The 24694-nt window shown below is 69.0% G+C and carries 24 protein-coding genes; 13 read left to right on the forward strand and 11 right to left on the reverse strand.

The window, feature by feature from the left end:
- Window positions 1–61 precede the first annotated feature (61 nt).
- Together OHA18_RS38310 and OHA18_RS38315 are read left to right on the forward strand one after the other, a co-directional pair.
- Window positions 62–2143: a hypothetical protein gene (locus tag OHA18_RS38310; protein ID WP_329000281.1), complete on the forward strand. Its 2082-nt coding sequence runs from the start codon at window positions 62–64 to the stop codon at window positions 2141–2143.
- Complete coding sequence (locus OHA18_RS38315; RefSeq protein WP_329000282.1) at window positions 2140–2790, forward strand: HAD family hydrolase; 651 nt, start codon at window positions 2140–2142, stop codon at window positions 2788–2790. Before OHA18_RS38310 ends, OHA18_RS38315 begins: the two co-directional genes overlap by 4 nt.
- Here the strand turns inward: OHA18_RS38315 and OHA18_RS38320 are convergent.
- Both OHA18_RS38320 and OHA18_RS38325 read right to left on the reverse strand, forming a co-directional pair.
- Window positions 2787–4109, reverse strand: coding sequence for an FAD-binding oxidoreductase (locus OHA18_RS38320; protein WP_329000283.1), 1323 nt, complete (start codon window positions 4107–4109; stop codon window positions 2787–2789). The genes OHA18_RS38315 and OHA18_RS38320 overlap by 4 nt on opposite strands.
- Window positions 4106–4498, reverse strand: coding sequence for a DoxX family protein (locus tag OHA18_RS38325; protein WP_329000284.1), 393 nt, complete (start codon window positions 4496–4498; stop codon window positions 4106–4108). The genes OHA18_RS38320 and OHA18_RS38325 overlap by 4 nt, the downstream gene beginning before the upstream one ends.
- A 118-nt stretch (window positions 4499–4616) precedes the next feature.
- Between OHA18_RS38325 and OHA18_RS38330 the strand changes: the two genes are divergently transcribed.
- Complete coding sequence (locus tag OHA18_RS38330) at window positions 4617–7301, forward strand: ATP-binding protein (protein ID WP_329000285.1); 2685 nt, start codon at window positions 4617–4619, stop codon at window positions 7299–7301.
- Window positions 7302–7401: 100 nt separating this feature from the next.
- Window positions 7402–7980: a dihydrofolate reductase family protein gene (locus OHA18_RS38335; RefSeq protein WP_329000286.1), complete on the forward strand. Its 579-nt coding sequence runs from the start codon at window positions 7402–7404 to the stop codon at window positions 7978–7980.
- Between the two features lie 6 nt (window positions 7981–7986).
- Here OHA18_RS38335 and OHA18_RS38340 read toward each other — a convergent pair whose 3' ends face one another.
- Complete coding sequence (locus OHA18_RS38340) at window positions 7987–9417, reverse strand: alpha-amylase (protein WP_329000287.1); 1431 nt, start codon at window positions 9415–9417, stop codon at window positions 7987–7989.
- A gap of 149 nt (window positions 9418–9566) precedes the next feature.
- Here OHA18_RS38340 and OHA18_RS38345 point away from each other — a divergent pair, with 149 nt between their 5' ends.
- A complete protein-coding gene (locus tag OHA18_RS38345; protein WP_329000288.1) occupies window positions 9567–10535 on the forward strand; it encodes a quinone oxidoreductase family protein in 969 nt (322 codons plus the stop codon).
- A gap of 11 nt (window positions 10536–10546) precedes the next feature.
- Window positions 10547–11554 (forward strand): sigma-70 family RNA polymerase sigma factor, encoded by a 1008-nt coding sequence (locus tag OHA18_RS38350; RefSeq protein ID WP_329000289.1) that lies wholly within the window; start codon window positions 10547–10549, stop codon window positions 11552–11554.
- On the opposite strand, the gene OHA18_RS38355 is transcribed toward OHA18_RS38350, so the two are convergent.
- Both OHA18_RS38355 and OHA18_RS38360 read right to left on the reverse strand, forming a co-directional pair.
- Window positions 11500–11793, reverse strand: coding sequence for a hypothetical protein (locus tag OHA18_RS38355; protein ID WP_329000290.1), 294 nt, complete (start codon window positions 11791–11793; stop codon window positions 11500–11502). The genes OHA18_RS38350 and OHA18_RS38355 overlap by 55 nt on opposite strands.
- 19 nt (window positions 11794–11812) lie before the next feature.
- Window positions 11813–12127 (reverse strand): hypothetical protein, encoded by a 315-nt coding sequence (locus OHA18_RS38360; protein WP_329000291.1) that lies wholly within the window; start codon window positions 12125–12127, stop codon window positions 11813–11815.
- Window positions 12128–12291: 164 nt separating this feature from the next.
- Here OHA18_RS38360 and OHA18_RS38365 point away from each other — a divergent pair, with 164 nt between their 5' ends.
- From OHA18_RS38365 to OHA18_RS38385, 5 genes are all read left to right on the forward strand, one after another.
- Window positions 12292–13890 carry a DHA2 family efflux MFS transporter permease subunit gene (locus tag OHA18_RS38365; RefSeq protein ID WP_329000292.1) on the forward strand — a complete coding sequence of 533 codons (1599 nt, stop codon included), beginning with the start codon at window positions 12292–12294 and terminating at the stop codon, window positions 13888–13890.
- Window positions 13891–13978: 88 nt separating this feature from the next.
- Window positions 13979–15268 carry an epoxide hydrolase family protein gene (locus tag OHA18_RS38370; protein WP_329000293.1) on the forward strand — a complete coding sequence of 430 codons (1290 nt, stop codon included), beginning with the start codon at window positions 13979–13981 and terminating at the stop codon, window positions 15266–15268.
- A 66-nt stretch (window positions 15269–15334) separates the two neighbouring features.
- Window positions 15335–15478 (forward strand): hypothetical protein, encoded by a 144-nt coding sequence (locus OHA18_RS38375; protein ID WP_329000294.1) that lies wholly within the window; start codon window positions 15335–15337, stop codon window positions 15476–15478.
- 29 nt (window positions 15479–15507) lie between these two features.
- Complete coding sequence (locus tag OHA18_RS38380) at window positions 15508–16650, forward strand: ROK family transcriptional regulator (protein WP_329000295.1); 1143 nt, start codon at window positions 15508–15510, stop codon at window positions 16648–16650.
- A 133-nt stretch (window positions 16651–16783) separates the two neighbouring features.
- Window positions 16784–18586 carry a bifunctional metallophosphatase/5'-nucleotidase gene (locus OHA18_RS38385; RefSeq protein ID WP_329000296.1) on the forward strand — a complete coding sequence of 601 codons (1803 nt, stop codon included), beginning with the start codon at window positions 16784–16786 and terminating at the stop codon, window positions 18584–18586.
- Between the two features lie 348 nt (window positions 18587–18934).
- Here OHA18_RS38385 and OHA18_RS38390 read toward each other — a convergent pair whose 3' ends face one another.
- A complete protein-coding gene (locus OHA18_RS38390; protein WP_329000297.1) occupies window positions 18935–19162 on the reverse strand; it encodes a hypothetical protein in 228 nt (75 codons plus the stop codon).
- A gap of 172 nt (window positions 19163–19334) precedes the next feature.
- Here OHA18_RS38390 and OHA18_RS38395 point away from each other — a divergent pair, with 172 nt between their 5' ends.
- Entirely contained in the window at window positions 19335–19907 is a 573-nt protein-coding gene (locus OHA18_RS38395) for a hypothetical protein (RefSeq protein ID WP_329000299.1), read from the forward strand.
- Here the strand turns inward: OHA18_RS38395 and OHA18_RS38400 are convergent.
- From OHA18_RS38400 to OHA18_RS38420, 5 genes are all read right to left on the reverse strand, one after another.
- A complete protein-coding gene (locus OHA18_RS38400) occupies window positions 19892–20020 on the reverse strand; it encodes a hypothetical protein (protein ID WP_329000300.1) in 129 nt (42 codons plus the stop codon). The genes OHA18_RS38395 and OHA18_RS38400 overlap by 16 nt on opposite strands.
- A 186-nt stretch (window positions 20021–20206) precedes the next feature.
- Window positions 20207–20677, reverse strand: coding sequence for a DUF1772 domain-containing protein (locus OHA18_RS38405; protein WP_329000301.1), 471 nt, complete (start codon window positions 20675–20677; stop codon window positions 20207–20209).
- A 400-nt stretch (window positions 20678–21077) separates the two neighbouring features.
- Window positions 21078–22544 carry a GntT/GntP/DsdX family permease gene (locus tag OHA18_RS38410; protein ID WP_329000302.1) on the reverse strand — a complete coding sequence of 489 codons (1467 nt, stop codon included), beginning with the start codon at window positions 22542–22544 and terminating at the stop codon, window positions 21078–21080.
- 89 nt (window positions 22545–22633) lie between these two features.
- Window positions 22634–23311 (reverse strand): GAP family protein, encoded by a 678-nt coding sequence (locus tag OHA18_RS38415; RefSeq protein WP_329000303.1) that lies wholly within the window; start codon window positions 23309–23311, stop codon window positions 22634–22636.
- A 4-nt stretch (window positions 23312–23315) separates the two neighbouring features.
- Window positions 23316–23531 (reverse strand): hypothetical protein, encoded by a 216-nt coding sequence (locus OHA18_RS38420; RefSeq protein WP_329000304.1) that lies wholly within the window; start codon window positions 23529–23531, stop codon window positions 23316–23318.
- A gap of 110 nt (window positions 23532–23641) precedes the next feature.
- Here OHA18_RS38420 and OHA18_RS38425 point away from each other — a divergent pair, with 110 nt between their 5' ends.
- A complete protein-coding gene (locus OHA18_RS38425) occupies window positions 23642–24685 on the forward strand; it encodes a lysylphosphatidylglycerol synthase domain-containing protein (protein ID WP_329000305.1) in 1044 nt (347 codons plus the stop codon).
- Window positions 24686–24694: the final 9 nt, after the last annotated feature.

Consider the following 24694-nt stretch of genomic DNA (forward strand, 5'->3'; position numbering starts at 1 on the left):
TGGTGTCCAGTTCCTGACGTCACGCTGGCGCCCGGCGTGCCGGACCGGACAGGGTTGATGTATGACGGACAAGCACCGTGAAGCGACCGGCTTTCAGGAGCAAGCGCCGTACGACGAATCGATCGACCTGCGCACCGATTTCGTCATGGTCTACGGCCTCAACGACACCACAGCGCAGCGCATCGCCCGGTGGCGGGAGGCCGGGTACCGCGTCCATCTGATGACGGGCATCTCCTGGGGTACGTACCAGGACTATCTGGACGGGAGGTGGGACGGCGCCGACCACTGGGCCGACGCGCAGACCGCGGGCGACGGCAAGCCGATCCTGCACGGCAAGAGCGTCGACATCCCGTACATGGTCCCGACCTTCAGCTTCACCGAGTACCTCGTGCAGAAGCTCCGGCCGATCATCGAGCTCGGCGTCGAAGGCATCCACCTCGAGGAGCCGGAGTTCTGGTCCCGCGCCGGCTACTCGGAAGCGTTCAAGCGGGAATGGCAGGCGTTCTTCAAGGAGCCGTGGCAGCCACCGCACAGCAACCCCGAAGCCCACTTCCGCGCCGGGCAGCTCAAGCAGCACCTCCTCTCGAGGAGCCTCGACCGCGTCACCTCCGTACTGCGCGACGAAGCGCTCCAGCAGGGCCGCGAAGTCCATTTCTACGCCCCGACGCACAGCCTGCTGAACTACACCCAGTGGCAGATCATCAGCCCCGAATCCCGCCTGCGGACGCTGCCTTCGATCGACGGCGCCATCGCCCAGGTGTGGACCGGGACCTCCCGCACGCCGAACGTGTACGCCGGCAAGGTCGCCGAGCGCACGTTCGAGACGGCGTACCTGGAGTACGGGATCGCGCAGGACCTCACCCGGGGCACCGACCGGCGGATGTGGTTCCTGCACGACCCGATCGAGGACCACCCGGACCGCACCTGGGAGGACTACCTGGCCAACTACCAGCGCACGCTCATCGCCTCGCTGCTGCACCCGGGCGTCTCGCGGTACGAGGTGGCGCCGTGGCCCCACCGGATCTTCAACCGCCCGTACCTGCGCGACGGATCCACCGAACGGGAACTCATTCCGCCGGACACCGCCACCAGTTACCTGATCGCCATGAACAGCCTGCGCGACCTGGACCAGCCGGACGTCCGGTGGGCTCAGGAAGGCCCACGGATCGGGATCGTGCTCTCGGACACCGCCATGTTCCAGCGCTGGTCCCCCGGTGGCGAGAGCGGGCACTACGACGGCCTCCAGGACGCGCTGGCGCTGGAAGGTCGCGAGCAGCTGCACTTCTCCGACTTCTACGGTCTCGCGCTGCCCCCGCTGTTCGACGGGCAGCGGGTCGCTCCGGTGCAGCTGGAGAACGTGATCGACACACCCGATGCGCTGGACGATGTCGACGTACTCGTCCTGAGCTACGAGTTCCAGAAGCCGCTGGCGCCCAGCATCCACTACGCGCTGGCCGGGTGGGTCAGCCGCGGCGGCAGCCTGCTGTACGTCGGCGACGGCGCCGATCCGTACCACAAGATCCGCTCCTGGTGGACCGGCCGCTACGACACCTGCGCCGACCACCTCGCCGAGGCGCTCGGCGCGGACCGCGACGGGACCGTCCAGACGATCGGCCGAGGCCGGGTCCGGTTCCTGCCGGTCCGCCCGGCCGACTTCACCGAGTCCCCGGAGCGGGCCGCCGAACTGGTGACGGCGATCCGCGAGCTGGCCGAGGCGGGCGGCCACACCTGGCAGTCCACCAACTGGCTGTCGGTGCAGCGCGGTCCGTACCTCATCGGCGCCGTACTGGACGGAACCCATGTTGTCGAGGGCAACTATCTCGACCTGCTCGATCCGCAGCTCGGCATCGTCACGCGGCGCGAGCTGGGCCCTGGGCAACTGACGTGGCTCCGCGACCTGACGTACGACGAGGAGCCGCTCCTCGCCTCCGCGGGTCGGGTCGTGGACTGGCAACAAGACTCAGCCGGCATCCGCTTCACCTGCGAGGCCCCGCGCGGCGTACAGGTCACAACCGCACTACGTGTCCCGTCCGAGCCGACCGCGGTCCACGGCGACGACATCGAAAGGAGGTACGAAGCCGGCATCCTGTGGCTGCGCCACCCTGGCAAACCCGACGGAACCCACGTAGAAATCAGGTTATGACGGACGCGGTGGTCTTCGATCTCGACGGTGTCCTGGTCGACTCCGAGCCGCTGTGGGACGACGTACGACGCAGCGTCGTCGCCGCTGCGGGCAAGGCTTGGCCCACGGACGCCACCCGGGCCCTACAGGGTATGAGTACGCCGGAGTGGTCGGCGTACCTGACCGACGTGGTCGGTGTCCCGGGCCGGGCCGACGAGGTGGCCGCCGGTGTGATCGATGAGATGGTGGCGCGCTATCGCGAGCGGTTGCCGCTCCTGCCGGGAGCGGTCGACGCGGTGCATCGGCTCGCGAGTCACTGGCCGTTGGGGCTTGCGTCGTCGTCGCCCCGACGGCTGATCGACACCGTGCTGGATTCGGCGCACCTGACCGACCGCTTCCAGGTCACTGTCTCCACCGAGGAGGTCGGTGCGGGCAAACCCTCGCCCGCGGTCTACAACGAGGTGGTACGGCGACTCGGGGCGGACTCGTCCCGGGTCGTCGCCATCGAGGACTCCAGCAACGGACTGCGCTCGGCGTCCGCTGCACGACTCCTGGTCATCGCAGTACCGAACGCGAGCTACCCGCCGCAGGACGACGCGCTGGCACTGGCCGACGTCGTCGTCCACTCCTTGGACGAGGTCACCACAACCCTGGTCGCCGGCCTCTAGGTCGGCAGGGAGGTTCGGGTGAAGACGTTGTCCGGATCGTAGGTGCGTTTGAGTTCCTGTAGCCGGGTCAGCTTGTCCGGTGAGTACGCGCGGCGTGCTGCGGAGGCGTCCTCGTCGGCGATGGTGTTGACGTAGGTGCCGCTGGTGTACGGCTCGAGGCCGGCGGCGTACGTGCGGGCCGCGCCGATGTAGGCGTCGTCCTCCGCGGGATCGGTCCAGTCGGCGCCGGTGGTGAACTCGACCAGCGCATCGCGATGGCTGTATGCGGTGTCGGCGTCCGGTACATCCCTGACGGCTCCGCCGTTCAGCGTCAGCCGCGCGCCCGGCCGCAGCGGATCATTGCCCCAAGCAAGGAAGGCCTCGATCGCGGCGTCCGGCAGCGAGCGCAGATAGTGCCCCTTGCAGTACCGGCGGATCGCGTGCCGCTCAGCGTCGTCCGACCAGGTCTGCAGGTCCAGATAGCTGAGCTCCTCGACGTTCTGCCCCACCGGCTTCCCGACCCGTTGGTACGACGCCAGCAGCCGGCGACCTTCGTCGACGTCCCCGACCCACACATACCCGATGCTGGCCATCGGGCGGCCGCCGTACTCGTCCCGCCGTCCGACGCGGGCAACCGGAGTCGCCTGGCGCGGCGCTTCCGGGAAGAGGTCACGCCAGCCGCGCAACGCCGTACCGGCATCCTCCAGCTCGTAGAACAGGTCCACGGCCAACGCACGCGTGCCGACCGGGTGCAGGCGGAATTCGAACGCCGTCACCACGCCGAGGCTCCCGCCTCCACCACGCAGTCCCCAGAACAGATCCGGGTGCTCGGTCTCGCTGACCCGCAGTACGTCGCCGTCCGCGGTGACCAGCTCGTACGACGCCACGTTGTCGCAGGTCAGCCCGTACGCGCGGGCCAGCCAGCCAACGCCCCCGCCCAAGGTGAGCCCGCCGACGCCGGTGTGTGACACGTTGCCGGCCGTGGTGGCGAGCCCGTACCGCTGGGCGCCGACATCCAAGGCGCCCAGCAATGCGCCCCCGCCGACCCGCGCCCGGCGGCTGACCGGGTCGACGTGGACCGAAGCCAGCCCTGATAGGTCGATCAGCAGACCGCCTTCCACCACCGGCAGGCCGAGGAAGCTGTGCCCGCCACCACGTACTCCGATCTCCAGGCCTGCCTCGCGTCCGTAGCGCAGCGCCGAGACGACGTCCGCCGTACTCGCGCAGCGTGCGATCAACGCCGGGCGGCGGTCCACTGTCGCGTTCCACACCGCCCGCCCCGAGTCGTATCCCGCGTCCCCGGGGCGGACCAGCAGCCCTTCGAATGCCGCGATAGTCATCGCCGGGCCAGCTCACGGATTGATGCCCGCCGGAACCACACGATCACGGCGGCGACCAGCAGATACGCGACCGGGATCGCCGGAGAGGCACCGAGCAGGATCACGTTGGTCAGCGTCGCTCCGACCATCAGCCCCGTGAGACCGGCCGCGGCCGGACCGCAGAGCCGCGGCAGCAGCAGCCCGATCGCTCCGGCCAGCTCCAGCGTGCCGGTCACGTACCGGAGCCATTGCCCGGCGCCGACCGAGTTGAACATGTCGACCATCGCCGGGTCCCCGGTCAGCTTCGGCAGGGCCGCCATCACGAACGAGGCGGCCAGCAAGACCTGCACCACCCACAGCGCCACGATTCCCGGCCGGACCCGGCGCGCCGTCGTCAACGTCGTACTCATGATTGCCTCCAGGTGAGTTGTTCTGGTGCAACCACCGTCTCTTCGTCAGCCCGCCGGCACATCCGTGCCGACCACGGATCCACCACGGATAGGCCACCGATCGGACATGATGGGGCGCGTGAACGAGGTGGAGGTGTCCAGTCGCGAGGCCGAGGTGCTCGCCGCGGTGGCCGAGCATCGGTCGAACGCGCAGATCGCGGGTGCGCTGCACATCTCGGTGCGGACGGTCGAGAGTCACGTGTCGTCGTTGCTGCGCAAGTACGGCGTGACGGACCGCCGCGAGCTCGCCGATCTGGCCGGGCCGCGACTCGGGAGTCGCGGATCCGGGATGCCTGGGTTGCCTGGGGGCCGCACCACCTTCGTCGGGCGTACTCACGACACGACCGCGGTGCGGGACGCGTTGGCGCAGTCCCGGCTAGTCACTCTGCTCGGCCCCGGCGGTATGGGGAAGACCAGGCTGGCCGCCGTGGTGGCGGCCGAGCTGGGTACGTCCGGTGCGTTCGTGGATCTCGTCCCGGTCCGGGACGGCCTGGTGACGCGGACCGTCGCCACGGCGCTCGGACTGACCGAGCGTCCGCCGCAGAGTCTGGAGCAGGTGCTGAGCGAGCACCTGCAGTCCGGCCGGTCGCTCCTGGTCCTGGACAACTGCGAGCACCTGGTCGACGAGGTCGCCGTACTGGTGGAACGGTTGCTCACGACCTGTCCCGAGGCGACCGTGCTCGCGACCAGCCGCGAGCGGCTCGGCGTACCGGGCGAGGCGACGGTGCTGCTGCCTCCACTGGATGCGGCGGCGGAACTGTTCATCGATCGGGCGCGGGCCGTCGACCCTGACTTCACCGCGTCGGACGACGACCTCGCCGAGATCTGCGCGCGGCTGGACGGTATGCCGCTCGCCATCGAGCTCGCCGCGGCCCGGATCGGCTCGCTGGGGGCGGACGGGGTGCGGGCTGCGCTGGACGATCGGCTCCGGCTGCTCGCCGGTGGCCGTGGCGTGGACGCACGACACCGGTCGCTGGCCGCAGTGATCGGTTGGAGCCACGATCTGCTGGACGACCAGGAGCGGCTGCTGTTCCGCCGGCTCGCCGTCTATGTCGGTGGCTTCGACCTGGACGCCGCCTGCGCGACCAGCCCCGATCTTGGTCGCGGCGAAGTCGCCGATCTGCTCGGTCGGCTCACCGACAAGAGCCTCGCCGTACGCCGTGGATCGCGCTGGCGGCTGCTCGAGACGATCCGGGAATTCGCCCGCGAGCAGCTCACCGGCGATGAGCTGTCGATCGCGCGAGAGCGGTGTCTGCGCTGGGCCGCCGATACGGCTGGAGCGCTCGAGACCCGGCTGGACAGCTCCGATTGGCAACCGCCGTACGACGAAACGGTCGGCGACCTCCGCGCCGCGCTGGCCGCAACCGCCTCGGAACCGGACCCGACGGCCCACCGGCTGGCGCGTTCGCTCGGCCACCTCGGCTTCGCCCGGCGTGAGTTCGTGGAGTCCGTCGACCACTACCGCTCGGCGGCCGAGCGAGCCGAGGACGGAGTCTCCGCTGCGCTGGACCTGCGATCGGCCGCGGATGCCACGCTCGCGATCTCGGACGCGGAGACCGGCGTGAAGCTGCTGCTCGACGCCGCCGACCGGGCGGTTGCCGATGGCAACGTTCGGGCGACCATGCTGGCATCGGCGGTGATCGCGGTGAACCGGTACCCGACGGGAACGCTCTACGAACTGCCGGTCGAGCACAGCAAGCGGCTGCTGACCGAGGCCCTGGAAAGCGCCGTACCAGGAGATTCACACGTGGCCGCGCTGCTCGCCGCCGCGAAGGCATGGGACCACGGCGGCCGGCGGATCGGCGCCGACCCGGAGCTTGCCCGCGAAGCCGTCGACGCGGCCCGGCGTACCGGCGATCCGGTCCTGATAGCGGGAGCGCTCGACGCGCTCACCGTCGCGGCCGCGAACACCGGGCGGTTGCGGGACGCGCGCTCGTACGCGGTGGAACGGATGCAGCTGGTCAGGCCGCTCCCCCGCCACGAGCCGTACGCCGCGGCCGAGATCATCGACGCATTCCACGTCGCGCCGACCACCGCGACGGCAGTCGGCGATCTGACGGCGGCGTGGTCGGTGCTCGGTGCGCCGGATGACCCGGTCGGCGATCATCCGTACATCTCGCTCCCGCGGCTGATTCGGCTGTGCGCGTTGACCGGGCGCTTCGACGCCTGCATCGAGCACGCCGATGCGCTCTGGGACCGCTGGCAGCGCGCGGGCACACCGCCGATCGAGTGGATGGCGTCCGCGATCTCCGCTGCGGCGATGGTGCACGGACTGCGGGACGACGGGCTGTTCGAGGTGTGGCAGGCGCGGGCGCTCGAGGTCGCCGGGGCCGACGATCCGGCGGACGCGGCCTGGCTGACCGCTCCGGCCGTCTTCGTGGAGGCCCGGGTCGCCGTACATCTCGGTGCCGTTCAGCAGGCGAGCGACGTCGTGCGGCGCGCGTTCGCCGAATTCGGCGAGTACTGGTGGGCGCCGTACGCGCGGGCCAGTGCGGCGGAACTCGCCGTGGTGGCAGGGCTGCCTGATGCACCCGAGCGGCTCGCCGCGGCCGCGCCGGACGGCGCCGAGAACGACTGGGCCGCCGCGTGCCTCACCCGTGCCGCCGCCCGGTCCACCGGCGACCAGGACGCGCTCCGTTCTGCAGCGGGCGCCTTCGAACAGATCGGCGCCCGCTTCGAGCGAGCGGCCACCCACGCGCTCATACCGGACCTCGCTGCGGAGGGCCGTGCCGAGCTGGCAGAGCTGAAGGTGCTGCGTCCGTGATTCCGTAGTGGTTCCGTGGTGACCACGGATGTCGCGGCGGCCCGTGGCGACGAGGCTTGGGGCAACCCCGCTGGAGCGGGACCCAAACCTTGGAGGAGTCATGGGAAACGTCGCGTCGGCCATGTCGATGTCGCTGGACGGGTTCGTCACCGGGCCGAACGACAGCCGGAAGTACCCGCTGGGTGAAGGCGGAGAGGTCCTGCACGAGTGGCTCGGCCCCGCAGGCACCGCCGCTGACCGGGCGGTGCTGCAGGAGATGGTCGACGGCGCCGGCGCGATCCTGATGGGTCGGCGATCGTACGACATCTGCGTCGGTGAGGGTGGCTGGGGCGACGGTGGCCCGGCCGGCGACGTACCGTGCTTCGTTCTGACCCACAACGCCCCGACGGACGCGCCGAAGGTCTTCACCTTCGTCACCGACGGTATCCAGAGCGCCGTCGCGCAGGCGAAGGCCGTCGCAGGTGAGAAGACCGTCGGCGTCCACGGCGCCACCGCAGCCCAGCAAGCACTGGCCGCGGGCCTGCTCGACGAGATCCGCGTGCACCTGGTCCCCGTGCTGCTCGGCGACGGCGTCCGGTTGTTCGACCTACTCGGCGGGGACAAGGTCCAACTGGTCCGCAACCGCGTCGTCGAGTCCGCGACCGGCGTGACCCACCTGAGCTACGGCGTCGTCCGCTAGACCGAGCTACGAGACCTTGGCGCCGGCGTGGAGGGCCAGGCCGTCGATGGCTGCGATGTCGGCGCGGAACCAGCCACCGGAGTCGACGGTGTACGTCGGGCCCGTGCAGTGGCCGGGGGCGTAGTCGCCGTGGAAGACGTCGCAGTACACCCCGGCCGGAAGGTCGGTGTGGAAGCTGCGGCCGGTCAGCGCGGAGCTCTCGTCGTTGAGGACGAGGTACCCCTTGTCGCCGCGGCCGAACGCAATCGCGTCGTTGCCGTTGTCCCACCACTCGGTGACGCCGGTCCCCCGGACCGTGTTGTGGAATCCGACCATGTTGGCGATCACGCGCCACTCGTGCTCGCACCGCCACCGGTTGGTGAAGCACGTCGTGTCGACCGTCTGCCCGGTGCTCGTCGACGGCGGGCCTTCGTCGTTCGAGCTGAACTCGTAGCTCGACATCACCTTCGGTGTCCCGTACGTCCAAGCCAGCATGAACGCGTTCGCCATCGCGTACCGGCCGTTGTCGCGGAACGTCAGTACGCCGCTTCCCCGCTGCGTGTCGTGGTTGTCGGTGAACACGACGGCATGATCCGAGGGCAGCGGTTCCGCGAACGTGTGCAGATAGGCCAGCCGCTCGGTGTTGAAGATCTTCGCGAGATCCGTCCCGTACCGGAACTCGAGCACGTCACCGTTGCCGACGTACTCGTCCGGGGTGATCGGCTCGCCCGCGCCGTAGATGACCTCCTGATAGATGTACGCCGGCCGCGACAACCGCGCCTTGATCGCGGCGATGTCCTCGGCCGGCATGTGCTTCGAGGCGTCCAGCCGGAACCCGTCCACGCCGATCGACAGCAGCTCGTTGAGGTACGCCGCGATCCGGCCGCGCACGTGGTCGGTGCCGGTCGCGAGGTCGGCCAGGTCGACGAGCTCGCAGTTCTGCACCTCGTACCGGTCGTTGTAGTTGACGATGTCGTCGTTGCCGTTGCGCCCGCAGTGGTGGAAGTCCTGGTTCTGGTAGGTCCCCGGGTAGTCGTAGTGCGTGTACGACGAACCCGCGCTACCGGTCCCGCCCGACGAGCCGCCGGTCATGTGGTTGATCACCGAGTCGACGTACACCTTGACGCCGGCCGCGTGACAACTGTTGACCATGGCAACGAACTGGCTCCGGGTACCGCGCCGGGTGCTGTCGATCTTGTAACTCACCGGCTGATAGTCCTGCCACCACGGATACCCCGACCCCGGCAGCACCACATGCTCCTGCGGCGGCGACACCTGCACCGCGCCGTACCCCTTCGGGCCCAGGAACTGTGCGCATTCGCGGCCCACCGAGTCCCAGTTCCACTCGAACAACTGGACGATGACGTCCCGATCACCGGCCGGCGTAGCCCGCGCAACCGGAACGCTCAACCAGACGACCGACAAACTCACCAACACAACCAGCAAACGACGAACCATCACAACTCCCTCGGGGCGGGACCCCCATCAAACCAGACCCCACACCCAAACAGGAGCCGCGCCAACGGTCCGGCGAAGGCGGACCGATTCCTTTGGGTGGTGGGGCGGGTCTACCTGGTGGATCACTTGTCGAGAGAAAGCTGTTGGTTATGGGTATGCGTGCGCTGGAGCAGACCTCCTTCAACGGGCCGGAGGACATGCGGCTGGTCATGGATGCGCCGGTGCCGGTGCCTGGTCCGACCGAAGTGTTGATCCGGGTGGCGGCTGCAGGGGTCAACTTCGCGGATATCTCCAAGGCGCACGGCACGTTCGGAGGTGGGCCGCGGCCGCCGTATCTGGCTGGTTTCGAGGCTGCCGGGGAGATCGTCGCGGTCGGTGACGGCGTGGCTGACTCCCGACTGGGCGACCTGGTCATCGGCGTCGGAGACGGCGCTTTCGCCGAATACATGGTGCTGCCAACGGCCGCACCCGTGCCCACGGGCTGGGCTGCGCACGAGGCGCTGGGCTTGATGGTGAACTCGCCGACCGCGCTTGCCGCGCTCAAGACCCTGGGCAACCTCACCGCCGGACAGACGGTCGTGATTCACGCCGCCGCAGGCGCGACCGGCCAGGCAGCGGTGAAGATCGCCAAGCACTACGGCGCTTCGGTCATCGCCACCGCGTCGCAAGGCAAACACGAGGCCGTGCTGGCCTTGGGAGCAGACCACGTCCTCGACTCCCGCAGCGACCACCTCGCGGCCGAGGTACTGCGACTGACCGACGGCACCGGCGCCGACCTGGTGCTGGAGTCCGGTGGAACACTCGAAGCCAGCCTGACAGCAGCAAAGCGAGTCACCGGCCGGGTCGTCGTCACCGGACTGGCAGGTGGCGAAGCGGCGCTCACCAACTGGGACCTGGTGTACAGACATCAAGTCCACGTCATCGGCTTCAACCTCGGCGTACTCATCGGGGCCGCGCCGCACATCTTCGGCGAACTGATGGGTGAGCTGGCCGCCCTCATCGCCGCCGGCGTCCTCACGCCTACCCGACCCACCACCTACGCACTGGCCGACGGCCCGAAGGCCCTCGCGGAGCTGGAAGCCCGCGCCACCATCGGCAAGCTGGCCTTGCTGCCTTGAGACAATCACCTGTGACCTCGAACGAGGACCGGTTCGCCGCCGACACCGAGCGGTTCCGCCGCGAGTTGCTGGCGCACTGCTACCGGATGGTCGGCTCCGCGCACGATGCCGAGGATCTGGTGCAGGAGACCTATCTGCGGGCATGGCGGTCGTACGCCGGCTTCGAGGGCCGCGCATCGGTCCGCTCCTGGCTCTACAAGATCGCGACCAATGTCTGTCTGACGGCACTCGACTCGCGGCAGAGCCGGATGCTGCCCTCGGGTCTGGCTGCCCCGTACGACGGACCCGACCGCCCGCCGATTCCCTCCGCCCCGGGCGAGGTCTCGTGGCTCGAACCGCTTCCGGACAGGTGGACCGCGGCCGACGATCCGGCCGCGGTGGTGGTCGCGCGCGAGTCGGTACGGCTCGCGCTCATCGCCAGCCTCCAGCTCCTGCCGCCACGCCAGCGCGCGATCCTCATCCTGCGCGAGGTGCTGGCGTTTCCGGCGACCGATACCGCGGAGATCCTCGGCACGACGACGGCGGCGGTCAAGAGTGCACTGCAGCGCGCACGCTCGCGGCTGGACGAAGCAAAGCTGGACGACCTCCTCGAGCCGACCGATGAGCGGGCGCGAGCGCTGCTCGACGGCTACATCACCGCCTTCGAGCGCTCGGACGCCGGCTTGCTCGAGCAGGTACTCCGGGCGGACGCCACGCTTGAGGCCACGCCGTTCCGCGACTGGCAAGCGGGACGGACGGGATGCATCCACCTGCTCGACGCGTACGTGCTGGGTACGCCGGGCGACTGGAAGCTGATCGCAACCACTGCCAACGGCCAGCCCGCGGCCGCCGTGTACCACCGCGACGCAGGCGGCTCACTCCAGGCAAGCGGCGTCGTAGTACTGACCGTCACCGCTACCGGCATCTCCCGGATCGTCGAGTTCCACGATCCGGCCCTGGTCGCCACCTTCGGCTTCCCGGACAGTCAGTCCGACAGCACCTCGAAGTGGGAGACCGTCAACTCACGCTCCAGCAGGTAGTCGTCGTCCTCGGGGTAGTACTTCGCGTGCTCGATGTCGTCGCCGGCGAACGCGCGGATGTGGTCGAGGTCGGTCCACCAGCGGAGCGTGACGATCTCGGTCCGGCCGTCGCCGAGATCCCGGGTCAGGAGCTGCGCTCCCTGGTTCCCCGGAGTACGCCGATAGCCGGACATCCCGGTGCGCTCCACGATCCCGGCGTACTCGGCGGCCTTCTCGGTGGGCACCCACCCCCGCCACATGCGCGCGATCATGCGGCCGTCAGGAGCGGTCGTAGTGGGACGGCGGGAACGGGTGACGGTCGGTGAGGGGGTAGATCTCGCCTTCCGACTCCTCGCGGTCCAGCTCGGCCTTCGCGTCCTCGTACACCTCGGACCGGGTCACGTCGGTCGGGACCGGTTCGTCGGTGGCCGGCGGGACCTCGTCCGGGTCGTAGGCGTCGACACCGGCCTCGACCCGCTCCTCCTCGGTCCGGCGGTCCAGGTCGTCCTGGTCCGGGTGGATCGCGTCGGCGCCGCCGTGCTCACGGCGATCGCGGTGCACGTTCTCCGACGTCTCGAAAGGTTCGTCCGACATCGTTCCTCCTCAACCAGGGCCGTTACGACCCACACTAGGTCAAGATCACAGGTTCGTCCGGGTACCTGAGGTGACGGCAGCAACTCGCACCGAAACCTGACTGACTGGCGTGGTATGCCGCGCGTAGGCTCTCCACTGACGCGCTCGTACCCAAGGGGGGACCCGTGAGCCAGCCTGAAACGCAAGCCGAATACCCCGATGAGATCGATGCCGCAGTTCTGAAGATCGCCGGCGTCGTGGTGCTCGGGGCCATCATGTCGATCCTCGACATCACCGTGGTGAACGTTGCCCTGCCCACCTTCCAGGACGAGTTCGGGTCGCCCAACAGCCCGATCGCGTACTCCACGGTGGCCTGGACGGTCACGGCGTACACGCTCGCGCTCGCGACGGTGATCCCGCTGACCGGGTGGGCAGCCAACCGGTTCGGCACCAAGCGGCTGTACATGACCGCGATCTTCCTGTTCACCGCCGGGTCCGCGCTGTGTGCGACCGCCACGAGCATCGACATGCTGATCGGCTTCCGGGTCCTGCAGGGCCTCGGTGGCGGCATGCTGATGCCGCTCGGGATGACGATCATGACCCAGGCCGCCGGACCGCGCCGGATGGGGCGGCTGATGGCGATTCTCGGTGTGCCGATGCTGCTCGGCCCGATCCTCGGACCGATCCTGGGCGGCTGGCTGATCCAGGTGGCGAGCTGGCACTGGATCTTCCTGATCAACGTGCCGCTCGGTGCGATCGCCCTGGTCTACGCCTGGTTCGCGCTGGGCAGGGACCACGCCGAGCCGTCCGAGTCGTTCGACTTCGTCGGTGTGCTGCTGATGTCGCCCGGGCTTGCGCTGTTCCTCTTCGGCATCTCCTCGCTGCCCGCCGAGGGCGGTGACTTCGGTGCGCCCCGGGTCTGGGTCTCGATCGTGATCGGTGTCCTGCTGATGGCGGCCTTCGTCTGGCACTCGTTCCGGCCCGAGCACCCGCTGCTCGACCTCCGGCTGTTCCGCGACCGCAACCTGACCGTCTCGATCGTGACGATGTTCCTGTTCGCCGCCGCGTTCTTCGGTGGATTGCTGCTGGTGCCGACGTACTTCCAGCAGATCCGCGGTGAGTCCACGCTGCACGCGGGGCTGCTGGTCGCGCCGCAAGGACTCGGCGCCATGATCACCATGCCGATCGCCGGGCGACTCGTGGACAAGTTCCCGGTCGGCCGGATCGTGCCGTTCGGGATCGGGCTGATCGTGATCGGCATGTTCGGGCTGACGCAGATCACCGAGACCACGCCGTACGGCAGTCTGATCGCGATGCTGGTCGTGATGGGTCTGGGGATGGGCGGCACGATGATGCCGCTGTTCACCACGGCACTGCGGACCCTGCGCGGTCCCCAGGTCGCGCGCGGCTCGACCCTGCTCAACATCACCCAGCAGATCGCGTCGTCCTGCGGCGTCGCGACCATGTCGGTCATCCTCACCAACCAGCTCAACAACTCGCCGATCATCCCCGGTACGGAGAACGTCCCCGGGCTCGGCGAGGGGCTCCGCGAGACCCAGGCAGCGATCCTGTCCAACACCCGCCCGGAGGCCATCGCCCCACTGCACCTGGACCCGGCCGTGATCGCGCGCGGGCTGACCGATGCCGCGGCCTCGTTCGCGCACAGTTACTGGGTCGCGTGGGTGCTGGTGGTCATCACCTTGATACCGGCGCTGATGCTCCCCCGCAAACGCGAGGTGGTCCGAGTGACCGACGAGAAGGCACCACCCGCAGTGATCGACTGAGCAACACCAGGGATTCCTACTGGGGCGACGCCGACGAGGACAGACCAGGCTTTCACGAGTACCGAAACTTCGTGAAAGGGATCAATACATGTCTTCGTCAGCGTCCCCCAGGCCCGCCCGGCGCACGGTCCTGTACGGCGGTCTCGCAGCCGGCACCGCACTGACCGCGTTGGGCGCAAGGGCCGACGCCGCGCCGGCTGCACCCTCCAGCACAGGCATCCGGCCGTTCCACTTCACCGCCTCGCGTGAGCAGCTCGACGAGTTGCGCCGCCGGGTCGCCGCGACCCGTTGGCCCTCCGAAGAGCTCGTCGGCGACCGCTCGCAGGGCGTCCAGCTGGCCACCAGCCAGGCGCTGGCGAAGTACTGGCGGAGCCGGTACGACTGGCGCACGTTCGAGGCGAAGCTGAACAAGCTTCCGCAGTACACGACCGAGATCGACGGCGTCGACATCCACTTCATCCACGTCCGGTCGCGGCACGCCGACGCACTGCCGCTGATCATGACCCACGGATGGCCGGGCTCGATCGTCGAGCTGCTGGAGACGATCGGCCCGCTCACCGACCCCACCGCGCACGGCGGCAGCGCCGCGGACGCGTTCCATCTCGTCCTGCCCTCCGTGCCCGGGTTCGGGTTCTCCGGTCAGCCGACGGAGACCGGCTGGGAGCCCGGCCGTACCGCGCGAGCCTGGGCTGAGCTGATGCGCCGTCTCGGCTACCCGCAGTACGTCGCCCAGGGTGGAGACGTCGGCGCCGCCATCACCGACACCCTGGGGCGCCTCGCGCCGGCAGGTCTGCTCGGCATTCACCTCAACCTGCTCGTCCCGGCCCTCGGCGGAGCCACCGAGCCGACGAGCACCGCGGAGGAGCGGGCCGCGGCCGCCGCACTCGCCGAGTTCGGCCGGACCGGCAACAGCTATCTGATCGAGCAGTCCACGCGTCCGGAGACGATCGGCTACGCGCTCCTGGACTCGCCTGTCGCGCTGGCAGCCTGGATGCTCGACCACGACACGGACAGCTACTACAAGATCTCCAGCGCGTTCCGTGGCGGGCCGGTCGCCGGCAACCTCACCCGCGACCACATCCTCGACAACGTCACGCTCTACTGGCTCACGGGCACCGGCGTCTCATCGGCACGCGCGTACTGGGAGAGCGCCAAGGCCCGCGCGGCCGGCGGGCCGACTCCCCCGCCGGTCAGCGTGCCGGTCGGGTTCAGCGCCTTCCCCGGCGAGATCTTCCAGGCGCCGCGCAGCTGGGCCGAGACCTCCTACCCGACGCTTGCCTACTACAACAAGCCGGTCCGCGGCGGCCACTTCGCCGCCTGGGAAGAGCCCCAGCTGTTCACCAAGGAGCTCCGCGCAGCCTTCCGCTCCCTCAGGTAGCCGGCGGCCCAGGGATTGTCGAGGTTGTGTTGCAGTCTGGGACACCGACGCCCACGGCAACCCGACATGGTCAAGCTGGCCTACTCGGCGTACTCCGTTTTCGACGCCGAGGCCGTGATCTGTGTGTCGAACCGGAAGGTCACCTGGTCGGTGGTGCACGGACTGGAACAATTGGGGATCCCCACGCTCGGCCCGATCTGGGACTCCTGAGGGCGGACATGCCCTAGGCTGGCGCGATCATGGGGTCGACGACGCCGGACGCCGGGGATCAGTCCCGGTTGCGGCAGCTGAACGAGCGAGCCGTGCTCGCGGCCGTGCGGTCCGCGGGTGAAGTACGCGTCGCACAGATCGTCGAGCAGAGCGGACTCGGCCGCACCGCGGTCGAAGAGGTGCTGTCGAGTCTGGTCGGCCGGAGCTGGCTGGTCGAGGAGAGCCCGGCGATCCGCGGACGCGGGCGGCCGGCGCGGAGCTACCGGTTCCGGGCCGAGGCCGGGTACGTCGTCGGGCTCGACATCGGGGCGTTCTCGGTGCGCGGAGTGCTGACGGACCTCGATGGGCGGGTGCTCGCGAGCCGACGGCAATCCGTGACTCCGGAAGCGCCGCGACGCGAGCGACTTGCTGCGGCCGACGAGGTCGTCGCCGAGTGCGCGCGGGAAGCCGGCGCGCAGGTGTGGGCGGTCGGCGTCGGCACCACAGGACTCGTTGATTCCGCCGGCACCGTCGTACGGGCGAACGCCATCCCGGACTGGGCCGGCACCGACCTCGCGGAGTACTTCGGCCGATCGGCGCAACTCGTTGTCGTGGACAACGACAGCCAGCTGGCCGCACTCGCCGAACAACGCCAGGGCGGCACGGACATGGTGTTCCTGCACGCGGGACGGCGTACCGGGTTGGCGCTGGTGCTCGATGGGCAATTGCGTCGGGGCGCGTACGGCGCGGCGGCGGACATGTCTGCGCTGCGGGGCGTCGCGTGGGAGGCGGCGCTCGAGCATCTGCACGCCGTCGTACCGGCGGAGATTCCTGTGATGGACAAGGCCGAGCGGGCGTTCGCTGCTGCCCGCGACGGCGATCGGGCGGCCGTGAACGCCGTCCGGAAGTATGCGCGGGCGATGGCGGTCGCCGCGGCCACAGCGATCTCGATCGTCGACCCACGGATGCTGGTGCTGGGCGGTGCGTTCTCGCAGTCGGCCGACGTACTGATGGACCCGCTCGCGGCCGAGCTTGCCCGGCTCTGCCCCCGCGTACCGGAGCTGCGGGCGTCGTCCTTGGGCGCATTGTGCGTGGCGCTCGGTGCCGCGTCGCTCGCCCTCGACGCCGTCGACGAGCGGCTGCTCGCGGCCTCGCGGGGCCCGCTGCCGCGGCTCGCCGCGCGCAGTCTGTAATCCCCCACGCGCTCACCGCCGTTCCTCGATTGTTCAGTCAGCCGTTGACGCCTGCCCGCGCGGAGGCTATTAATGTCGGAAACAGGCAATAATGCGCACGAACGCGCATCCCCTCCCAGGAAGTAGGTTCGCCGTGAACAGACGGATCCGCCGCCGGACGTTCCTGACCACCACCGGCGCGATCGCCACCGCCGCCGCGGTCGGTGACATCGCGTACGCCACCCCGGACGCGCTCGACGAGGCCGCCACCGCCGGGTATGTCGACGTCCAACTGCTCAACATCACCGATCTGCACGGATACCTCCAGCCGACGACACCGAGTCAGGGCAGCGTGATCACCGGTGCGGGCGGCGTCCAGGTGACGGTCGGCGGCGTCGGGTACATGGCGACGCATCTGAAGCAATTGCGGGAGGGCCGGCGGAACTCGCTGTTCTTCTCGTCCGGGGACAACTTCTCCGGCTGGCCGTTCGAGGTCGACGCGCACGCGAACGAGCCGACCGTCGAGGCGCTCAACGCGATGGGCCTGCAGTTCAGCACGGTCGGCAACCATGAGCTGGACCACTCGGTCGGCTTCCTCGTCGACCACATGGAGCACGGTGCGCCGTACCCCGTGAGCGGCCGCGACGACAACTTCGTCGACTCCACCGGACACCGTTTCCGCGGGGCGAACTTCCGTTTCTACACGGCGAACATCGTGCACGCGGACACCGGCCGGACGATCCTGCCGCCGTACAACATCGAGTGGGTCGACGCGGGGCGCGGGCGGAAGCTCCCGATCGCGTTCATCCACCTCACCGTGATGGACACCCCGACCGGCTCCACGTCGTACCAGCCGAGTCTGCGGTCGCTGTCCGACCTCGAGCAGGCGAACAAGCTGGCCGCGCAACTGAAGAAGCGCGGCATCAATGCGATCGTCATCAACATCCACGACGGCGGTGTGGCCGGCAACGACTACAACGCGGGCACGAACCCGTCCGGGCCGGTCTTCCAGCTCGCCGCGCAGGCCTCGCCGGACATCGCCGCGATCGTCACCGGGCACTGGCACTGCCGGTTCAACATGATGCTGCCGGACCCGAACGGCGTACTGCGTCCGGTGGTCGAGGCCGGCAACCACGGGTCGCTGATCAACGAGATCAACCTCAAGCTCGACCCGCGGACCGGTGCGGTGATCCGTGAGCTCACCACGTCCACGAATCACGCGAACACCCGCGACGTACCGGTCGACGAGGAGCTCCAGTACATCGCCGACTACTGGACCGCGAAGGGACAGCAGCGGTACGCCACACCGCTGGTGAAGATCACCGGTGACTTCACCCGTACGCCGAACGCGTCGGGCGAATCCACCATGGGCAACCTGGCCGCGGACTTCGCCTACTGGGACGCGAACCAGCACCGCGACGGGCGCGCCGACCTCGCGCTCATCTCGGTCAAGCCGGTGTCCGGATCGAACGCGCTGACCGGCGACCTGTTGTTTGCCAAGGGCACCAATCCGGCCGATGCCGACGGCACCGTCCTGTTCGGCGAGGCGTGGAACGCGTTCGGCTACGGCAACCCGGTGCTGACCGTGACCCTGCCCGGCACCCAGCTCCACGCCGCCTTCGAAGCCCAGTGGGTGCCGCAGGCCAACGGAACCGAGAAGTTCGCCCCGTTCGCCGTCTCGCACAACGTCAGCTACACCTACGACACGTCGAACCCGATCGGCCGGCGCGTGGACCCCGCCGCCATCCACATCAACGGCAAGCCGCTGGACCTGACCCGCAGCTACCGGGTAGCCGCCCTCGCCTACACGCTCATCGGCGGCGACGGCACCCAGGTCTTCACCGGCTTCACCAACCCCTACCGCAACGACCGCGACCACGAAGGCTTCATCGCCTACCTCCGGGCCAACCCGGTCCTGACCCCATCCACCCTCGGCCGCGCCCGACCGACGACCTGAATTCGGAGTGGTCTTGTCCGGTTAGCGGTCAAAGCCGGGGAAATCGGCACCTGCCGGTCCGGGGAGTCCTACCGTGGAGATGTTCGCCTGGCGGTATACCCCACAACCGGACCGACTGATCGAGTGTGCAGACCGCGCGACCCTCATCCCCGAGACGTGCAGGTGCCCCCCTCGGTCCGACTCCGGTCCGGCGCCGCCAGGCGGGCCTGCTCATCCAGGCTCCGACTGGCGACGCTACGGCATCACGCGATCACTCAACGCTTCTCGACCAGGAGCTCGAGGCGGCGTACAGACCGACGACCTGGTCGTCCGTGAGGGCGCCCAGGTCGGCGACCGCTGAGCGGATCGTCAGAGGGTGTGGAGCTTGTGGAAGGGGGCCAGGACTCGCAGGAGGCGGCCGTTGCCGAGGTCGACCACTACTGCTTCGGTCCCTTCGACAGTAGTGATGCGGCCGATGCCCTCTTTGTCGTGGGACACCCGGTCACCTACCTCGAACGTCTTGATCGGGGCGGGCACCCGGCGCTGGAAGGGACTGGTGGTCAGGTGACGACGCGTCGTCGCGCGAGAGGACTCCATATCAACTCCAGTATGCGCCCAACTCGCCCATCCGCGCACCGAGGCCCCGTTTGTCGATCCCGACGACTCGGTTGTCCCTGGGCCCGCGAAGCATCCGGATCGCCGTTGCCCTCGCCCGTGCGGCAGTCTTGGCTCGGCGCACCCGCCATGGACCCGAGACGGAGACGTACGGATGGAAACAACCACAGAACGCAGTCCCGCGCTGCAGGGCGTCGCGTTCGGTGTCTCGATCGTGAGCTTCTTCGCCCTCGGCTGGCTGGGCTGGGGAACCGGCGGCCACCTGCCGACGGCCGCGCAGATCTGCCTCGTCGTCGCGGCCGCGCTGCTCTCCGTCGCGCTGGCCGCTGTCGCCTGGCGACGCTGGTTCACGACTCGTACGCCGCCGCCGGTCGCTGACACCTCCCGCCGCATGTCCGGCCGGACGTTCGGCCTGATCATCGGCGTCGAGTGGATCGGGCTAGGAGTCGTCTCCGGCGTACTCGGCGGCACCGGCCACACCGATCAGATCGCCGCCGTGATCTGCGCCGGCGTCGGCCTGCACTTCATCCCGCTCGCGAAACTCTTCGGCGTCCGCGCGTACTACGTCACCGCGGCCGTCATGTGTCTCCTGGCCGTACTCACGTTCATCCTGGCGCCCTCCACTCCCGCCCTGTGGACCATGCTCCCGGGCATCGGCTCCGCGGTGACGCTCTACGCCACCTGCGTCGCCCTCCTCCGCTGGCGACCTGATCAGTCGCGAAGCTGAGCGTGAAGGAACGCGACGACGAGGTCCATGACCTGCACGCTGGTCCACAGATCAGGGGTGTCCGACAGATCCCCGTGGCCGCCGCCGGTGACGACGTACCTGGTGCTGTCCATCGGGCCGCTCAAGCGGATCGCCGCGATGCTCGACGAAGCACTCGAGCCGCTGTCCGTCGACGCATCGCTCAGTGGCGCCGAGCTCGATATCTGCAACCGGCTCAGGCACGACGAGAGGGACCAACCCGTTGCCCATGGCAACTTCCCGCTCGGTCGGCAAGGTCCGGCCGCCGTCGACTCGCTGATTCACCCGCTCTGCGGATCGTCGCCGCGCGCGAGTGACAAGCAGGCGAGAGCGCCGACGAGGGCGACGGTACGAGCGGCGTGTGCGAGCTGCCAGTGGTCGCGAACGCGTGCCCAGTCCGCCGGCGGATTCTGAGCACTCCAGCTGAGTTGCTCGACGTTGATGGGCCCGTTCACCACCGCGGTGATGAGACCTGCGATCACGAAGAGCCCGAGCGCGATCAGCGCTGGACGGAAGACCGGGCTGCCGGCCCGGTGGGACACGACCACGAGCACGACCACCGCGGCGACGGCCGGTACGAACGCAACCGCGATGAACCAGGTGAAGTAGCCGAACTCGGCCTGACGCACAGCGACATACGACGGACCGTCGAGCCGACGCGACGCGAGCTCGAGGAACAGCACCGTGAGCGCAATGCCGACCAGTACCGCGCAGCACAGCCGGCTGACGGATCGAGCCGTTTCGGCGGACATGGATCCAGTTTGGCAGCCTGCGTTTGCTTCACAGGTGCCCGTTCGCTGCGAGCCCATCTTCAGGTGGCAACGGAACAACACTGTCGTCGAACCTCCTCACCCCTGCGAAGGTCAAAGCTGCTGGTCGTGCAGGCAGCGGCGCCGCGCAACGCGAAAGAGACGATGGACGTCTTGACGCTCAGCCCGTTGGCCTTCCAGAACGCGGTGATGTCGGACGTCTTCGCGGCCGGTACGACGTCGCCGTGAGCGAGGAGACGCTGGACGCCGCCTGGTCGAGCGGTATCGCGCCGGGCGCCAAGATCGACAGTTGCCGACGGCCCGGGCCGTCGGGTACGACGAGGTCACCGGCCTCGGCGTACCCGACGTCGGTCAGCTGATCAAGGAACTGACAGCGTAGGCGTCAGAGGAGAGCCGACAGCAGCAGCGTCATACCCAGGCCGATGACGGAGATGAGAGTCTCCATCACCGACCAGGTTTTGATGGTCTCACCCACGGTCATCCCGAAGTACTCCTTGACCAGCCAGAAGCCGGCGTCGTTCACGTGGGAGAAGAACAGCGAACCGGCGCCGATGGCCAGGATGACAAGAGCGATCTGGGTGGTGTTCTCGCCGGTGGCGAGCGGTGCGACGATGCCGGCGGCGGTGACGGTGGCGACCGTCGCGGAGCCGGTGGCGAGCCGGATCAGTACGGCGACGATCCAGCCGAGCAGCAGCGCGGACAGGTTTGCGGCGATCGCGATCTTGGCGATCGCCGTACCCGTCCCGCCGTCGACCAGGACCTGCTTGAAACCACCACCGGCGCCGACGATCAGCATCACACCGGAGATCGGGAGCAGGCTCGCGCCGATCTTCTTGCTCAGCACCGGCATGCCGAAGCCGATCGACGTGCCGAACGTGTACATGGCCAGCAGTACGGCGAACAGCAGCGCGACCACCGGATCACCGATGAACTGCAGCACCGGATAGAGCGCAGCGTCCTTGCTCATCCACACGTCCGACGCGGCCTTGAGCAGCATCAGTACGACGGGACTCAGCACCGTCACGAGCGTCCAGGTGAAACTCGGGGTCCTCGTGCGCTGAACTTCGTCGACCTTCAGCTCCGTGGAGACCCCACCCTGGCCCGACGGGGACGCCGGCTCGCTGCCATGAGCGCCGCCTGACACCTCCAGAGCAGCGCCTGCCGCGCCGATCGGCACCCAGCGCGCAGCGATCCGGCCGAACACCGGTCCCGCGATGACCACGGCCGGGATCGCCACCACCAGCCCCAGCGCCAGAGTGATGCCGACATTCCCGTGCAGGACGCCGATCGCGGCCAGCGGTCCGGGGTGCGGTGGCACGAACCCGTGCAGCACCGACAGGCCCGCGAGCGCAGGGATGCCGAGCAGCATCGCCCGCGCACCCGTCCGCCGGATCGCCAGCACGACCACGGGAACCAGCAGCACCAACCCGATCTCGAAGAACATCGGGATGCCGATGATCGCGGCGATCAAGGCCATCTTCCACGGAAGCACTGACGCTTTGCCGCGCAGCAGCGTGTCCACGACCTGATCGGCGCCACCGGAGTCCGCCAGCAACTTCCCCACCATGGCGCCGAGCGCGATCAGCACCCCGACGTACCCGAGGACGCTGCCGACGCCGATCTCGTAGGACTTCGTCACGCCGCCGGCGTCGATCCCGGACGCCAGCCCGACGAACAGGGCCCCGATCGTCAGCGACAGGAACGCGTGCACCTTCAGAGCCACAATCAGCACCACGATGATCGCGATCCCGATCACGGCGACGATCAGCACCCGCGTGTCGTGCCCGTTCCAGGGCGCGTTCACGTCGGGGTTCGCCGCCAGTGGAATCGCGGCTTCGGTGAGACCCATAGCTTCACGCTCCTCGAGACCGCTGCTGTCCCCTTCCGCAGTCTCCCACCGCGTCGCCGGCGAAACCCTTCAACGGCGCGCCGCCCGCCTCAGCGGAACAGGTCGAGCCCTTCGCCGACGAGGACCGCGCAGAGGACGGCTAGCAGGACGACGGTGATCGTGTTCAGGTTGGCCAGCAACCAGGCCTCCACCGACCTGAGGCTGCGGGCCGACCGGTCCGGTCCGGTCAGTACGACGGCCACCAGCGGACCGAGGACCGTCAGCGAGGCCGCGACGATGAAGATCGCCACCGCTACGATCGATTCCGCCGTACCGAGGGCTGCGCCGCCCAGGAGGCTGCCCGCGCTCAGGACGAGTGGAAGATTCTTCACGTTCGCCAACGCCGCCGCGGCCCCGGTGAGGACGAGACCGGGCCCGGACATCGTCGCGATCCGATCGACGACGGCCGGCCGCGGCGGCGAAGTCCCTGGCGCGGGGCGCTTGCGCCAGTACCGGACGGCGAGGATCCCGAACAGGATGCCGACCGCCAGTTGCACGACGTCGACGCCGTCCCGCGCCCCTTCCTCATGACCTTCCGCGACCGTGTCGGTGAACCACGCGACCAGACCGACCGCGATCGTCAGGGCGCCGAGCCAGCCGGCGGCGAAGCACAGCCCCGCGCGGACCGGACGATCGGACAGCAGGACCAGCACGATGCAGATCATCGGCACCGGGCTCAGGGCGATGGCCATCGCCTGCGGCAGTACCGCGCCGACGACGGGCCACACGTTCTCAGCGTCCGTCCGACGGCGGCGGGACCTGCAGGACCTCCACGATGCTGATGCCCATCATGTCCAGATGGTTCAGGATGCCGGCCAGCGCCGCCTGGTCGTCGAGGTACCCGTGGAGAACGGTCTGCGCGGGCTCCGGGTCCGCGGTCAGTGACGGGAACGCCTCGGTCAGGTCGCGCGACAGTGTTCCCTTCACCCGGATGACGTAGTGGCCCATGAGACGCCCCTTTCCCGGCCGTCGCTTCCGACTTTGCGGCCCCAGTACCCAACTCGGCTCCCCCGGATCGGGGGATGGTGGCAGTGCGTCCGGTCAGCAGGCTGGGAGATGTGGCCGAGTCCTCTCCACCGGCGGTGCCGACCCCTCGAGTTGCTCGGCGGAAGATCCCGAAGCCCGTGGTGCTACTCGCGCGGCTCATCATCATCGGCGTCGTGGCCTGGCTCCTCCTGGGCCTGCTGCGTGGCGTGGACTGGAGCGAGGTCGGCTACGCCCTCACCCATCTCAGCCCCTGGCAGATCGGCGTACTGCTGATCTGCATCGTGATCCGCCGCTCGATCCTCGCCGCTCCGCTCGCCCTCCTGATCGCCGGCCTCAGCTATCTGAGAGCAATGATCAGCGATGTCGCCGCAGCCGCCGTGGCCACGATCGCACCCTCCCCCGGCGACGTCGTACTGCGGCTTGCCATGTTGCGCTCGTGGGGAATCGACGCCACCGACGCCGCATCGGGACTGACTCTGAGTACGACCCTGTTCTACGTCGCGCGCTTGGCCGCGCCGCTGCTCGGCTTCGTGATCTTCTGGGCGGCAGGCGACTTCTACGCCCCGTTCGCCTGGTCGGGCCTGCTGTTCGGCGCGGGAGCCGTCGTACTGCTCGTCGGATTGCTGTACGCGCTGCGGGCCGAGCGTACGGCGGCAACGATCGGCCGGCTGCTCGGACGGCTGATCCGGCGCGTGCGGCCTTCCAGCCAGGGCCCAGCCGTCTGGGAGGAGCGACTCGTCTCGTTCCAATCGCACAGTGCCGGGCGGATGCGTGAACGAGGATGGCTCGCGATGCTCAGCCAGCTGCTGCTGATCGGGGTCGAGGCGGGCGTCCTCGTGCTGTGCCTGGGGTTCGTAGGAGTGAAGCTGGACGGGCCGACCGTCCTCGTCATGTTCTGCAGCTTCATGGTCATCTATCCGCTCACCGGACTGCCGCTGATGGGCGCCGGGGTGCTGGACGCGACCTACGCGGCCTTCGTGTCCGACCACACTGCGGTCGAAGCGACCGACCTGGTGGCGGGACTGCTCGTCTGGCGGGTCGCCGTCCAGTTCCTGCCGGTCGTCGTCGGACTGCTGATCATCGTCGTGTGGCGGCGGTTCACCTGGAACGGGTGACCCGGCCGG

The organism is Kribbella sp. NBC_00709, from assembly GCF_036226565.1.
Taxonomy (GTDB): Bacteria; Actinomycetota; Actinomycetes; order Propionibacteriales; family Kribbellaceae; genus Kribbella.